The organism is Streptomyces cadmiisoli (assembly GCF_003261055.1).
In the GTDB taxonomy this organism is placed as follows: domain Bacteria; phylum Actinomycetota; class Actinomycetes; order Streptomycetales; family Streptomycetaceae; genus Streptomyces; species Streptomyces cadmiisoli.
In genome coordinates this window covers 2,217,707-2,231,915 of record NZ_CP030073.1, presented here as the reverse complement: position 1 = coordinate 2,231,915, position 14,209 = coordinate 2,217,707, and the positions used below count along the sequence as shown (strand labels likewise).

Genomic DNA, 14,209 nt, shown 5'->3' with positions numbered 1-14,209 from the left:
TCTTTCCAGGGGCTTTACGACTCCGCTGTTTACAGCTGCTGTGACAGCCCTGCCTAGGAGGGGACCGATGTTGTCGACAGGACTGCCGCAGGGGGCGGTACCCAAGCTCGAACGGCCCGGTCCGCTGCGGGACCGGGTCTACGAGGCGCTGCTCGAACTCATCACCACCCGCGCCCTCCAGCCCGGCCAGCACCTGGTCGAGAGTGAACTCGCCGGGCATCTCGGGGTCTCCCGGCAGCCGGTGCGCGAGGCGCTGCAACGGCTGAACACGGAAGGGTGGGTCGATCTGCGCCCCGCCCAGGGCGCGTTCGTGCACGAGCCGACCGAGGAGGAGGCGGACCAGCTCCTGACGGTCCGCACGCTCCTGGAGGCCGAGGCCGCCCGGCTCGCCGCGGCCAACGCGGCCAGCGCCGGCGTCACGGCCCTGGAGGAACTGTGCGCCGAGGGCGAGCGCGCGGTGGCCGCCGACGACGTGGACGGCGCCGTCGCGCTCAACGCCCGCTTCCACACGAAGATCATGGAGCTCGCGGGCAACGCGGTCCTCGCCGAACTCGCCGCCCAGGTCGACCGCAGGGTGCGCTGGTACTACACGCCGATCGCCCGGCAGCGCGGCAAGCAGTCCTGGATCGAGCACCGTGCCCTGATCGCCGCGATCACGGACCGGGACGAGCAGCGTGCCACCCAGCTGATGCGGGAGCACACGGAGCACACACGCCGCTCGTACCACCAGCGCGCGAAGTAGCACGACCGGACGACGCCCCGCCGCCGACGGCCCGGCCCCGACCGCCCCGGTCCGCCCCCGTCCTCATACGGCGGAAGGCCTCCGTGCCGGCCCGAGGTCTTCCCGCCGGCGCGCTACTCCTGCGACGGCGGTCCGACGATGCGGTAGCCCAGGCCGAGGACGACCTTGATGGTCTCCACGGCGAGTTCCCTGTCGTAGTCCTTCTCCGATTCCGGCAGGTCGGCGTAGGGGACGAGCAGCGGATGCGTCCGCAGTGCGTCGTCCCGGGACGGGCCGGGACGCCAGCCCTCCGCCAGCCGGCGCATGCCCCAGTGGTCGTGTGCGTTCTCCGCCAGTCGCTCCACGAGCGCGAGAAGATCCGGGCCGAGCCGGACACCGCTGGTGTCCACGGGTTTCGGCTCCCAGACGCCGGGTTCCGTCACGGCCGCACCCCCGAGTCGTCCGCGGCCGGGCGCCGGGCCAGATGACGGTCCATGTCACCGACGATCCGCGCCACCCGGTCGTGCTGCGGCAGGTCGGTGATGTCGGTGCCCTGCTCGGGGACCGAGTCGCCGGAACTTCCGTCCAGGAAGTAGGGGATGATCGTCAGCTGCCCCTCGTCACTGAGTCGACGCGCGGTCTCCAGCTCCAGCCGGCACCAGTCACTGCGCCAGTAGGACTCGCTGAGCAGGGGGACGAACACCTGGGTCGCGGCCAACTGCTCCTCCAGGCGGTCCTGCCACTTGGAGCCCTTCGGGAACGTGTTGTTGTACACGTAGTGGAAGAACGTGAAGTTCTGGAGCTTCAGCGCCCGTCCGACCTCGCGGGACAGCTCGTTGTCCGCTCCCGTCGTACTGAGGAAGATGCTGCCCTCCTCCCGCCCCGTGCTCCTGATGTACCCGATGCCCTCTTCGAGGGACCGGAACTGCTGGCGCGGCAGGTCGAACCGTTCCAACTGCCGTTCCACCGCGACCGCGAGCTTCGCCGGGTCGGTCCACCACAGCACGGGCTGCCGGGAGTCGGTGGCGTCCCGCAGCGACTCACCCACGACCAGGTCGGGGGTGCTCCGGCCGGTACCGCGTCCCGCCGCCTCGTGGATGAGGTTGAGGGTGGGGACGAAGCGGCCGAACATCATCGGATAGAGCCAGCGCGGGACACGCGGGGAGGCGACGTCGATCACGACGAAGTCGAAGCGGTCCAGCTGGAAGGGGATACGCCCCGGATCGGTGGCGTCGAGGTCCACCCGGCTCGCCGTGTAGCCGAACTTCCGCAGCGTCTCCGTCAGCAGCGGTGCCGCCTGCCGGTAAGCGGGGGTGTCCGGAAGGGCCAGTCCCACCTCGCCCAGCAGGTGGTCGCCCGCCGACGAATATCCCTGCGACTGGAGGAGGAGCCGGCGGATCGGCTGCCCGAACCCCTCGTAGGTGTCCAGCTCCTCCCGGTCGAACACCAGCCGCTCGTCGGAGTCGGGGAACAGATGCGCCGGTACGCCCTTCTCCACGAACACCAGCCGCGGCTTGCGCGCCCGGACCGCGAGGTCGTACTCGTAGGCGATGAACGGGGAGCACTTGTAGCGCCGCTGCTCCGGGCGCAGTGTCGCCACGGCGACGAAGCAGGCGCTGCGCCGCATCACCATCTCCAGGTGACAGGTCGAGAGCGGGCCCGACTGCGGATCGACGGTGAACCCGAAGCGGTGCGCGTCGAAGGTGCGCCAGAAGAACTCGTTCACGTCGCGGTCCTCGCGACGGTAGCTGTGGCTGAAGTACGTGGGGATTCGTCGGGCCGTCGCCATGGCCGTTCGTCACTTTCGGGTGGGCTCGGTGCTGCGCGCGCGGCCGTCCTGAGCGCCGGTGGCCGCGGTCGGTGTGACCTGCGGTGCGGGTTCCTGGGTCATCCGTGCTCCCCCTTGCACGTGCGTCAGGGGTAACAGGGTAGCCAACACCAGCCGTTTTCAGCCCCGTTCGGCCCGTCGGACGGTGGATCGGCATGGCCTGGACCAGCGCTTTGTCCTGTCAGTGGAAAAAGTCTGCACGAATTCCTGTGAGACTTCTTCCCACCTCCGGCAGCCGCTGCTACTTTCCCCTCGAAAGCCGGACAGCGAGGGCCGATTCGAGGCGGGGAGGGGTTCGTGAGACGGATGACGGCACGACCCGCTAACGCTCACCAGGCCAGACTGCTGAAGCTGTTGCGTGACGGCGGGCCCAACTCCCGCGCCCAGCTGGGCGACCAGGTCGATCTGTCGCGGTCCAAGCTGGCCGTGGAGGTGGACCGGCTCCTGGAGACGGGTCTGGTCGTCGCGGACGGGCTCGCCGCCTCGCGCGGTGGGCGGCGCTCGCACAACATCAGGCTCGCGCCGAACCTGCGCTTCCTCGGTGTCGACATCGGCGCGACCTCCATCGACGTCGCGGTCACCAACGCCGAGTTGGAGATCCTCGGACACATCACCCAGCCCATGGAGGTGCGGGAAGGCCCGGTCGCGGTCTTCGAGCAGGTCCTCGCCATGGCCGCCAAGCTGAGGGCGTCGGGGCTCGCGGAGGGCTTCGACGGCGCCGGCATCGGGGTCCCGGGCCCGGTCCGGTTCCCCGAGGGCGTCCCCGTGGCGCCGCCGATCATGCCGGGCTGGGACGGCTTCCCCGTGCGGGAGGCGCTCAGCCAGGAACTCGGCTGCCCGGTCATGGTCGACAACGACGTGAACCTGATGGCTATGGGGGAGATGCACGCGGGGGTAGCCCGTTCCGTGGGCGACTTCCTCTGCGTCAAGATCGGTACCGGTATCGGCTGCGGCATCGTCGTCGGCGGTGCCGTGCACCGGGGCACGACCGGTTCCGCGGGCGACATCGGGCACATCCAGGCCGTGCCCGACGGGAGGCCGTGCGCCTGCGGCAACCGGGGCTGTCTGGAGGCCCACTTCAGCGGCGCCGCGCTGGCCCGCGACGCCGTCGAGGCCGCCCAGCAGGGGCTCTCACCGGAGCTCGCGACGCGGCTCGAGACCCATGGGGACCTCACCGCCGTGGACGTCGCCGCCGCGGCCGCCGCGGGCGACGCCACCGCCCTCGAACTGATCCGTGAGGGCGGCAACCGCACCGGCCAGGTCATCGCCGGCCTGGTCAGCTTCTTCAACCCCGGCCTGGTGGTGATCGGCGGTGGGGTGACCGGCCTCGGCCACACCCTGCTCGCCGCGATCCGCACCCAGGTCTACCGCCAGTCGCTGCCCCTGGCGACCGGCAACCTGCCCATCGTCCTGGGGGAGCTGGGCCCCACCGCCGGAGTCATCGGTGCGGCCCGGCTGATCAGCGACCACCTGTTCTCACCCGCGTAAGCAGTAGGTCCCGCGCACCACCGGCACGCATCGCGCACCACCGCCACACGTACGGCGCTTCGAACGCAAGCACCGCGCACCACCGCACGCACCGCGCACCGCACGCACGTACCGCGCACCACCGCACCTGCACCGCACCACCAGCACCGCGCTCTGCCCCGCCCTGCCCGAAAACGCCGCACCGGCACGCGAGATCACCCTGAGACCGGCCCGCACGTCCGCCGAGGGGAACCCACATGGCACCAGAAGCACCGCTGCTCAGTATGTCCGGCATCACCAAGTCGTTCCCCGGCGTCCGCGCCCTGGACGGCGTCGACCTCGACGTCCAGGCCGGCGAAGTGCACTGCCTGCTCGGCCAGAACGGTGCCGGGAAGTCCACACTCATCAAGGTCCTGGCCGGCGCCCACCAGCCCGACGACGGGACGATCCGCTGGCGCGGCGAACCGGTCACCCTGCGGTCGCCGATCGCCGCCATGCGCCTCGGCGTCGCCACCATCTACCAGGAGCTCGACCTGGTCGAGCACCTGTCCGTGGCCGAGAACGTCCACCTCGGCCACGAACCCACGTCCGCCGGTTTCGTCGTACGGCGCAAGGAGGCCAGGGCCACCACCGCGCAGCTGCTCAAGCGGCTCGGCCACCCGGAGATCGACCCCGCGCGGCTGGTCGGCGAACTGTCGGCCGCCCAGCAGCAGATCGTCTCCATGGCGCGGGCGCTCTCCCACGACGTACGGCTGATCGTGATGGACGAGCCGTCCGCCGCCCTCGATCCCGACGAGGTCGACAACCTCTTCCGGATCGTCACGGACCTCACCTCCGAGGGTGTCGCCGTCGTCTACATCTCGCACCGCCTGGAGGAGATCCGCCGCATCGGCGACCGGGTCACCGTGCTCAAGGACGGACGGGCGGTGGCGGGCGGGCTGCCCGCGAAGTCGACACCGACCCGCGAGGTCGTGGCGCTGATGACGGGGCGCAACGTCGAGTACGTCTTCCCGGACCGGCCGGTCTCGCCGGGGCAGGGGGAACCGCTGCTCGAAGTGCGGGGACTGGCGCGGGCCGGCGAGTTCGAGCCCCTCGACCTGGCCGTGCGGCCCGGCGAGATCGTCGGCCTCGCGGGACTCGTCGGCTCCGGCCGTTCCGAGATCCTGGAGACCATCTACGGCGCCCGCAGGCCCACGGCGGGTCAAGTGCTCGTCGGCGGCAAGGCGTTGAAGCCCGGCAGCGTACGGGCCGCCGTCCGCGCCGGACTCGGGCTCGCCCCCGAAGAACGCAAGGCCCAGGGCCTGCTGATGCTGGAGTCGGTCACCCGCAACGTCTCGGTCTCCTCCATGTCCCGCTTCTCGCGGGCCGGCTGGATCGACCGCGGCGCGGAGCTGGGTGCGGCACGGGCGGCGACCCGGGAGCTGTCGCTGCGCCCCGACAACCCCTCCGTGCCGATCCGCACCCTGTCCGGCGGCAACCAGCAGAAGGCCGTGCTGGCCCGCTGGCTGCTGCGCGGCTGCCGCGTCCTGCTGCTCGACGAACCCACCCGCGGCGTCGACGTCGGCGCCCGCGCCGAGCTGTACGCGGTCGTCCGGCGCCTCGCCGACGAGGGCCTCGCCGTTCTGCTGGTCTCCAGCGAAGTGCCCGAGGTGCTCGGCCTCGCCGACCGCGTGCTGGTGCTGCGGGAGGGCCGTGTCGTACACACCGCTCCCGCCCGTGAGCTGGACGAACACCGCGTACTCGACCTCGTGATGGAAGGAAGCCCGGCGACATGACGCAGCCCGTCTCTCCGCCGCGGGACAGCGCCGACAAGGTGCCGTCGGCCGTTACACCCCCTGCCTGGCGCGGCATGCTGTTCCGTGCCGACGTCCGCACGCTGTCCCTGCTCGGCGTGCTCGCCGCGCTCGTCCTCATCGGCGGCATCACCAAACCGGACGAGTTCCTCGACACCCGCAACCTGCAACTCGTCCTGACCCAGGCCTCCGTGATCGGCGTCGTCACGGTCGGCATGACCTTCGTCATCACCTCCGGCGGCATCGACCTCTCCGTCGGCGCGATCGTCGCCCTCGCCTCGGTGTGGGCGACCACCGTCGCCACCCAGGAGTACGGCTTCGCCGGCATCCTGTTCACCGCGGTGCTGGTCGGCGTCGGCTGCGGCCTGGTCAACGGTCTGCTCATCGCCTACGGCGGGATGGTCCCGTTCATCGCCACCCTCGCCATGCTGGCCTCGGCGCGAGGCCTGGCGCTCCAGATCACCGACGGCAGCACGCAGATCGTCACCGTGGACGGCGTCCTCGACCTCGGTGAGCGCGACGCGTACGTGCTCGGCATCCCGCCGCTCGTCCTGGTCTTCGCGGTCGTCACGATCATCGGCTGGCTGCTGCTGAACCGCACCACCTTCGGCCGCCGCACCGTCGCCGTCGGCGGCAACTCGGAGGCGGCCCGGCTGGCGGGCATCGACGTACGCCGCCAGCGGCTGTACCTGTACCTGCTCTCCGGGCTGTGCTGCGGGATCGCCGCCTTCCTGCTGATCATCCTGTCCGGCTCCGGTCAGAACACCAACGGCAACCTCTACGAGCTCGACGCCATCGCCGCCGCGATCATCGGCGGCACCCTGCTCAGCGGAGGCCGCGGCACCATCGTCGGTTCCGTGCTGGGCGTCCTGATCTTCACCACGATCACCAACATCTTCGCCCTGAACAACCTGCAGAGCGACGTTCAGCAGATCGCCAAGGGCGCGATCATCGTCGCCGCCGTGCTGGTCCAGCGCCGTACCGCGAGCACGACCTGAGGAAAGGGTTCACCGCCATGACACAACTGCCCACACGCAGAGGACTGCTGTTCGGGACCGCCGCCGTCTCGGCCGGTGCCCTCCTCGCAGGTTGCACGAGCAACGAGCCGAAGGAGAAGGAGCAGGCCGCCGACCCGCAGCCGGCCGCGGACGACAAGCCCGGCAAGCCGGTCACCATCGGCTTCGCCGGACCGCAGGCCGACCACGGCTGGCTCGCCGCGATCAACTCCAACGCCAAGAGCCGCGCCGAGCGGTACGAGGAGGTGACGCTGGAGATCACCGAGGGCTCCAACGACACCGCCACCCAGATCGGCCAGATCGAGACCCTCATCAACAAGAAGGTCGACGTCCTGGTCATCCTGCCCGCCGACGGCAAGGCGCTCACCCAGGTCGGCCTGAAGGCCATGCGGGCGGGCATCCCGGTGGTCAACCTGGACCGCATCTTCAACACCCCGCAGGCGTACCGCTGCTGGATCGGCGGCGACAACTACGGCATGGGGCTCAACGCCGGCCACTACATCGGCGAGCGGCTCAAGGACAAGCAGAACGCCCGGGTCATCGAACTGGCCGGGCTCGACAACCTGGAGCTCACCAAGCAGCGCACCCAGGGCTTCGACGACGCCCTGAAGAACTACCCCAACATCCGCAAGGTGGCCCGTCAGGCCGCCGAGTTCACCGTCGAGTCCGGACAGGCCAAGATGGCCCAGCTCCTCCAGGCGCAGTCCAACTTCGACGCCCTGTGGAACCACGACGACGACCAGGGCGTCGGCGCGCTGCGCGCCATCGAGCAGGCCGGCCGGGACGACTTCCTGATGGTCGGCGGCGCGGGCGCCCTGTCCGCCTTCCAGGCCATCAAGCAGGACGACGGCGTACTGAAGGCGACCGTGCTCTACCCGCCCACGATGGCCGCGTCCGCCATCGACCTCGCCCGCGCGCTGGGCCAGGGCAAGGGCGTCGGCGGCCTCGCCGAGTTCGAGATCCCCGCGTCGCTGACCCTGTACTCGGCCGTCGTCGACAAGGCGAACGTCGACCAGTACATGTCCACCGGTTTCGAGTGAGGCGCTCCGCTCGACGGGTCCGGCCCGGCACGACCGGGCCGGGCCCACAGCCCCCCACCGCGCCACGACGACGAGGAGGACAATCATGGGACAGCCCGAGCAGCCGGAGGGCGTCGAGGAGAGCACCGGGGCCCAACGGCCGCCCCTGCGCGTCGGCATGGTCGGCTACGCCTTCATGGGCGCCGCCCACTCCCAGGGCTGGCGCACCGCGGGCCGTGTCTTCGACCTGCCCCTGCGCCCGGAGCTGGCCGTGATCTGCGGGCGGGACGCGGCCGCCGTACGGGCGGCCGCCGACCGGCACGGCTGGGCCGCGGCCGAGACCGACTGGCGTGACCTGATCGCCCGCGACGACGTCGACCTGGTCGACATCTGCACCCCCGGCGACAGCCACGCGGAGATCGCGCTGGCCGCGCTGGCCGCCGGCAAGCACGTCCTGTGCGAGAAGCCCCTCGCGAACACCGTCGAGGAGGCCGAGGCGATGGCGTCGGCCGCGGAGACGGCGTACGAGCGCGGTCAGCTCGCGATGGTCGGCTTCAACTACCGGCGTGTGCCCGCCACCGCGCTGGCCCGGCAGATGGTCGCCGACGGCAGGATCGGCACCCTGCGGCACGTCCGGGTCAGCTACCTCCAGGACTGGCTCGTCGACCCGCAGGCGCCGCTGACCTGGCGGCTGCGCAGGGAACTGGCCGGCTCCGGATCGCTCGGCGACCTCGGGGCGCACATCGTGGACCTGGCGCAGTACCTGGCGGGCGAGCCGCTCGCCGGGGTCTCCGCGCTCACCGAGACCTTCGTACGGGAGCGCCCGCTGCCCGGCGGCGCCGCGCGGGGCCTGTCCGCGGCCACCGCCGCCGGCACGGGGCAGGTCACCGTCGACGACGCGGCCCTGTTCACCGGCCGCTTCGCCTCCGGCGCGCTCGCCTCCTTCGAGGCCACCCGGTACGCCACCGGACGCAAGAACGCCCTGCGCCTGGAGCTCAACGGTGCCCGCGGCTCGCTCGCCTTCGATCTGGAGCGCCTCAACGAACTGTGGTTCCACGACGGCACCGAGCCCGACACGCACGCCGGTTTCCGCCGCATCCTCGTCACCGAACCCGACCACCCCTACGTGGAGGCGTGGTGGCCGCCCGGCCACGGCCTCGGCTACGAGCACACCTTCGTCCACCAGGCCCGCGACCTGGTCCACGCCGTCGCCGAGGGCCGCCGGCCGGATCCCTCCTTCGCCGACGGGCTGCAGGTGCAGCGCGTCCTCGCCGCGGTCGAGGAGAGCGCCGAGAAGAACTCCGTCTACACCCCGATAGCGGTCTGATCCCCGAGGAGTCCCGGACATGCCCCGCAACTTCACCCTCTTCACCGGCCAGTGGGCCGACCTCCCGCTGGAAGAGGTCTGCCGCCTGGCCCGCGACTTCGGCTACGACGGACTGGAACTCGCCTGCTGGGGCGACCACTTCGAGGTCGACAAGGCGCTCGCGGACCCGTCGTACATCGAGTCCCGTCATCAGCTCCTGGACAAGTACGGTCTGAAGTGCTGGGCCGTCTCCAACCACCTGGTGGGCCAGGCGGTCTGCGACGCCATCATCGACGAGCGCCACCAGGCGATCCTGCCGGCCCGTATCTGGGGCGACGGCGACGCCGAGGGCGTGCGGCAGCGGGCCGCCGCCGAGATCGCCGACACGGCGCGTGCCGCCGCGGCGTTCGGCGTCGACACCGTCATCGGCTTCACCGGCTCCGCCATCTGGCACCTGGTCGCGATGTTCCCGCCCGCCCCCGCGTCGATGATCGACCGCGGCTACGAGGACTTCGCCGAGCGCTGGAACCCGATCCTGGACGTCTTCGACGCCGAGGGCGTGCGGTTCGCGCACGAGGTCCACCCGAGCGAGATCGCCTACGACTACTGGACCACGCAGCGGGCGCTGGAGGCGGTCGGCCACCGTCCGGCCTTCGGCCTGAACTTCGACCCCTCGCACTTCGTCTGGCAGGACCTCGACCCGGTCGGCTTCCTGTGGGACTTCCGTGACCGCATCTACCACGTCGACTGCAAGGAGGCCCGCAAGCGCCTCGACGGCCGCAACGGCCGGCTCGGTTCACATCTGCCCTGGGGCGACCCGCGGCGCGGCTGGGACTTCGTGTCCGCCGGCCACGGCGACGTCCCCTGGGAGGACGTCTTCAGGATGCTGCGCTCCATCGGCTACCAGGGACCCGTTTCGGTCGAGTGGGAGGACGCCGGCATGGACCGGCTCCAGGGTGCCCCCGAGGCGCTGACCCGTCTGAAGGCGTACGACTTCGAGCCGCCCAGCGCGTCCTTCGACGCCGCGTTCAACAGCTGAACCACGCACCCGGCAGCAGGTCGGGGACGGGGGCCGGAACAACCGCCGGTCCCCCCTCCGACCTGCCCGGATTCTGCTTTGTCCTGTGATGGGAGAAAGTTCTACCAATCCTGACGCAAGGGCTGTTGGCCGCGGACGGACGCGGTTACCGTCCCTGAAGTGTTCAGGACAGACACCTCCGGGGTGACGGCGCACCCCGGCGCCCGCACGGCACGTCTACGACCCATCCCGTACGGCCCCACCCCGTTCCCGGAGGGACCTCGTGCACAGAACCAGTCTCAGAAGCGCCCGCACACCCAGACGCCCCAGGCTACGCACCACCCTCGCCCTGTTCACCGGCCTGCTGCTGGCCGTGGGCACCCCGGCGACCGTGGCCGGGGCCCACCCCGGACACCCGGAGCACGACGAACCGCCCGTCGCCGAGGGGCAGTTCCAGCAGGTGCCGCTCGCCAAGGGCGAACCCGAGACGGGCGAGCCGATGTCGCTCGCCGTACTCCCGGACCGCAGCGTGCTGCACACCTCGCGCGACGGCACACTGCGCCTCACCGACCAGGGCGGCGTCACCAAGGTCGCCGGCAAGATACCCGTCTACAGCCACGACGAGGAGGGCCTGCAGGGCGTCGGCATCGACCCGGACTTCGAGAACAACCGGGCGATCTACCTCTACTACGCCCCGCCGCTCGACACCCCCGCGGGCGACGCCCCGGAGACCGGCACCGCAGCCGACTTCGAGAAGTTCGACGGCGTCAACCGCCTCTCCCGCTTCGTCCTGAACCCCAACGGGACACTGGACACGGCGAGCGAGAAGAAGGTCATCGACGTCGCGGCCTCCCGCGGCATCTGCTGCCACGTCGGCGGCGACATCGACTTCGACGCGGACGGCAACCTCTACCTGTCGACCGGCGACGACACCAACCCCTTCGCCTCCGACGGCTACACGCCGATCGACGACCGCGAGGGCCGCAACCCCGCCTTCGACGCCCGCCGCAGCTCCGGCAACACCAACGACCTGCGCGGCAAGATCCTGCGTATCAAGGTCGCCGAGGACGGCTCGTACACCGTCCCGGAGGGCAACCTCTTCGCCCCGGGCACGGACAAGACCCGTCCCGAGATCTACGCGATGGGCTTCCGCAACCCGTTCCGGATGAGCGTCGACGACAAGACCGGCATCGTGTATGTCGGCGACTACGGTCCCGACGCGGGCTCCGCCAGCCCGACCCGGGGCCCGGCGGGTCAGGTCGAGTTCGCCAAGGTCACCGAGGCGGCCAACTTCGGCTGGCCGTTCTGCACCGGGAACAACGACGCCTACCTGGACTACGACTTCGCCAGCGGCACCTCCGGCGAGAAGTTCGACTGCGCCGCCCCGAAGAACACCTCGCCGCACAACACGGGCCTGGTCGACCTGCCGCCCGCGCAGGCCGCCTGGATCCCGTACGACGGCGGTTCCGTGCCCGAGTTCGGCAGCGGCTCCGAGTCCCCGATGGGCGGCCCGGTCTACCGCTACGACGCCGAGCTCGACTCCAGCGTGAAGTTCCCCGAGGCCTACGACGGCGACTTCTTCGCCGGCGAGTTCGGCCGGCGCTGGATCAAGCGGATCGAGCAGAACGAGGACGGCTCGGTCGCGAAGATCAACGACTTCCCGTGGACCGGCACCCAGATCATGGACATGGAGTTCGGCCCCGACGGCGCGCTCTACGTCCTCGACTACGGCATCTCCTGGTTCCAGGGCGACGAGCACTCCGCGCTGTACCGGATCGAGTACGCCGAGGACGGCTTCTCCCCGATCGCCGAGGTGAAGGCCGACAAGACGTCCGGCGCGGCCGGTCTGAAGGTCGCGTTCACCGGCTCCGCCACCGACGCGGACTCCCCGGACCTGACCTACAGCTGGGACTTCGGCGACGGCACCACGGGCGAGGGTCTCACCCCCACCCACAAGTACAAGAAGGTCGGCACCTACACCGCGACCTTCACGGCCAAGGACCCCGAGGGCAACACCGGCAACGCCAGCGTCCGGATCGTGGTCGGCAACACCGAACCCAAGGTGAAGATCGACATCCCGGGCAACGGCGCCCTGGCCGCCTTCGGCGAGCCCGTCCCGTTCAAGGTGACCGTCACCGACCCCGAGGAGACGGTCGACTGCTCCAAGGTCAAGGTCGCCTACAGCCTCGGCCACGACTCCCACGCCCACGAGCTGACCAGCGAGATGGGCTGCGAGGGCACCCTGACGCCGCCCCCCGGTGACGGCGGTCACGACCCCAACGCCAACATCTACGGCGTCGTCGGCGCCAGCTACACCGACGGCGGGGCCAACGGCCAGGAGACCCTGACCGGCACCGCCCGCACCGTGCTCCAGCCGCTGCACCGCCAGGCCGAGCACTTCACCACCCAGTCGGGCATCCGGACCTACGACAAGGCCGCCGCCAACGGCGGCAAGACCGTCGGCGACATCAACGACGGCGACTGGATCTCCTTCACGCCCTACCGGTTCGACGGGCAGAAGAAGATGACCGTACGGGTCTCCTCCGGCGGCGCGGGCGGCTTCATCGAGCTGCGCACCGGTTCGCCCGACGGACCGCTGCACGGCTCGGCCCACATCCCGCCGACCGGCAGCTGGGAGACCTTCCAGAACGTCGACGTGCCGCTGCGGTCGCTGCCCAAGGGCACCACGGAGATCTACCTGGTCTTCAAGGGCGGCGAGGGCGCGCTGTACGACGTGGACGACTTCGAGTTCTCCAAGGAGCCGTTCAAGGGCGGCAAGAAGGTCCTGGTCTTCTCCAAGACCGCCGGATTCCGGCACGACTCCATCCCGGCCGGCATCACCGCCCTGAAGGAGCTCGGCGCCCCGGCCGGCATCACCGTCGACGCGACCGAGGAGGCCGGGCAGTTCACCACGGCCAACCTCGCCAAGTACGACGCCGTGGCCTTCCTGTCCACCACCGGCGACGTGCTCAACGCCGCCCAGCAGACGGCGTTCGAGAACTACGTCAAGAACGGCGGCGGATACCTGGGCATCCACGCCGCCGCCGACACCGAGTACGGCTGGGAGTTCTACGGCGGCCTCGTCGGCGCCTACTTCGACTCGCACCCGGCCATCCAGAAGGCCACCGTACGCGTCGAGGACCACGACCACCCCTCCACCGCGCACCTCGGCGACACCTGGGAGCGCACCGACGAGTGGTACAACTACCGCACCAACCCGCGTGAGCAGGCCAAGGTCCTCGCCACCCTGGACGAGACGACCTACCAGGGCGGCACCATGAAGGGCGACCACCCGATCGCCTGGTGCCAGAGCTACGGCGGCGGCCGGTCCTTCTACACCGGCGGCGGCCACACCAAGGAGTCCTACGCCGAGGAGGCCTTCCGGGCCCACCTGCTCGGCGGTCTGCAGTACGCCACCGGCCAGGTGAAGGCGGACTGCAAGCCGAGCAAGGACCACCGGAAGATCTTCAACGGCCAGACCCTGGACGGCTGGAAGCAGGCCGGCCCCGGCAAGTTCAACGTCAAGGACGGCAGCCTGGAGTCCGAGGGCGGCATGGGTCTGCTCTGGTACCAGGCCAAGGAGCTGAAGTCGTACTCGCTCAAGCTCGACTGGAAGATGCAGGGCGACGACAACTCCGGGATCTTCGTGGGCTTCCCGGCCTCCGACGACCCCTGGTCCGCGGTGAACAAGGGCTACGAGATCCAGATCGACGCCACGGACGCGCCCGACCGCACCACGGGCTCCGTCTACTCGTTCAAGTCGGCGAACATCAAGGCCCGTGACCAGGTTCTGCGGCCGCCCGGCCAGTGGAACTCCTACGAGATCAAGGTCCAGGGCGAACGCCTCCAGGTGTTCCTCAACGGAGTCAAGATCAACGACTTCACCAACAAGGACCCCCAGCGGAGCCTGACCGACGGTCACATCGGCCTGCAGAACCACGGCGCCGACGACCAGGTCTCCTTCCGCAACATCCAGTTGAAGGAACTGCCCGGCACGGGCGACTGAACGGCGGCGGGCGGGGGACGCCGGACCCCCGCCCG

Annotated in this window: 10 protein-coding genes; 8 read left to right on the top strand and 2 right to left on the bottom strand. The window is 70.4% G+C overall.

Annotated features, from left to right (window positions below; genetic code table 11):
* Positions 1-67 precede the first annotated feature (67 nt).
* Positions 68-742 carry a GntR family transcriptional regulator gene (locus DN051_RS09265; protein WP_053759138.1) on the top strand — a complete coding sequence of 225 codons (675 nt, stop codon included), beginning with the start codon at positions 68-70 and terminating at the stop codon, positions 740-742.
* Positions 743-855: 113 nt separating this feature from the next.
* Here the strand turns inward: DN051_RS09265 and DN051_RS09260 are convergent, their stop codons facing one another.
* Together DN051_RS09260 and DN051_RS09255 are read right to left on the bottom strand one after the other, a co-directional pair.
* Positions 856-1,164: a RyR domain-containing protein gene (locus tag DN051_RS09260; RefSeq protein WP_112438477.1), complete on the bottom strand. Its 309-nt coding sequence runs from the start codon at positions 1,162-1,164 to the stop codon at positions 856-858.
* The gene (locus tag DN051_RS09255) at positions 1,161-2,510 is read right to left on the bottom strand and encodes a toll/interleukin-1 receptor domain-containing protein (RefSeq protein WP_053759136.1); all 1,350 of its coding nucleotides are present in this window, start codon (positions 2,508-2,510) and stop codon (positions 1,161-1,163) included. Before DN051_RS09255 ends, DN051_RS09260 begins: the two co-directional genes overlap by 4 nt.
* A 345-nt stretch (positions 2,511-2,855) precedes the next feature.
* Here DN051_RS09255 and DN051_RS09250 point away from each other — a divergent pair, with 345 nt between their 5' ends.
* From DN051_RS09250 to DN051_RS09220, 7 genes are all read left to right on the top strand, one after another.
* Positions 2,856-4,037 carry an ROK family transcriptional regulator gene (locus tag DN051_RS09250; protein ID WP_053759135.1) on the top strand — a complete coding sequence of 394 codons (1,182 nt, stop codon included), beginning with the start codon at positions 2,856-2,858 and terminating at the stop codon, positions 4,035-4,037.
* 236 nt (positions 4,038-4,273) lie between these two features.
* Entirely contained in the window at positions 4,274-5,791 is a 1,518-nt protein-coding gene (locus DN051_RS09245) for a sugar ABC transporter ATP-binding protein (RefSeq protein WP_112438476.1), read from the top strand.
* Positions 5,788-6,807, top strand: coding sequence for an ABC transporter permease (locus DN051_RS09240; RefSeq protein WP_053759133.1), 1,020 nt, complete (start codon positions 5,788-5,790; stop codon positions 6,805-6,807). Before DN051_RS09245 ends, DN051_RS09240 begins: the two co-directional genes overlap by 4 nt.
* Before the next feature lie 17 nt (positions 6,808-6,824).
* Complete coding sequence (locus DN051_RS09235; protein ID WP_053759132.1) at positions 6,825-7,865, top strand: substrate-binding domain-containing protein; 1,041 nt, start codon at positions 6,825-6,827, stop codon at positions 7,863-7,865.
* 85 nt (positions 7,866-7,950) lie between these two features.
* Complete coding sequence (locus DN051_RS09230) at positions 7,951-9,171, top strand: Gfo/Idh/MocA family protein (RefSeq protein ID WP_112438475.1); 1,221 nt, start codon at positions 7,951-7,953, stop codon at positions 9,169-9,171.
* A gap of 19 nt (positions 9,172-9,190) precedes the next feature.
* Positions 9,191-10,189: a sugar phosphate isomerase/epimerase family protein gene (locus DN051_RS09225; RefSeq protein WP_053759130.1), complete on the top strand. Its 999-nt coding sequence runs from the start codon at positions 9,191-9,193 to the stop codon at positions 10,187-10,189.
* A gap of 262 nt (positions 10,190-10,451) precedes the next feature.
* Positions 10,452-14,174, top strand: coding sequence for a ThuA domain-containing protein (locus DN051_RS09220; RefSeq protein WP_112438474.1), 3,723 nt, complete (start codon positions 10,452-10,454; stop codon positions 14,172-14,174).
* Positions 14,175-14,209 lie beyond the last annotated feature (35 nt).

Coding starts and splice junctions, on each gene's coding strand:
- DN051_RS09265 (WP_053759138.1), top strand. CDS start 68: ATGTTGTCGACAGGACTGCCGCAGGGGGCGGTACCCAAGCTCGAACGG.
- DN051_RS09255 (WP_053759136.1), bottom strand. CDS start 2,510: ATGGCGACGGCCCGACGAATCCCCACGTACTTCAGCCACAGCTACCGT.
- DN051_RS09250 (WP_053759135.1), top strand. CDS start 2,856: ATGACGGCACGACCCGCTAACGCTCACCAGGCCAGACTGCTGAAGCTG.
- DN051_RS09245 (WP_112438476.1), top strand. CDS start 4,274: ATGGCACCAGAAGCACCGCTGCTCAGTATGTCCGGCATCACCAAGTCG.
- DN051_RS09240 (WP_053759133.1), top strand. CDS start 5,788: ATGACGCAGCCCGTCTCTCCGCCGCGGGACAGCGCCGACAAGGTGCCG.
- DN051_RS09235 (WP_053759132.1), top strand. CDS start 6,825: ATGACACAACTGCCCACACGCAGAGGACTGCTGTTCGGGACCGCCGCC.
- DN051_RS09230 (WP_112438475.1), top strand. CDS start 7,951: ATGGGACAGCCCGAGCAGCCGGAGGGCGTCGAGGAGAGCACCGGGGCC.
- DN051_RS09225 (WP_053759130.1), top strand. CDS start 9,191: ATGCCCCGCAACTTCACCCTCTTCACCGGCCAGTGGGCCGACCTCCCG.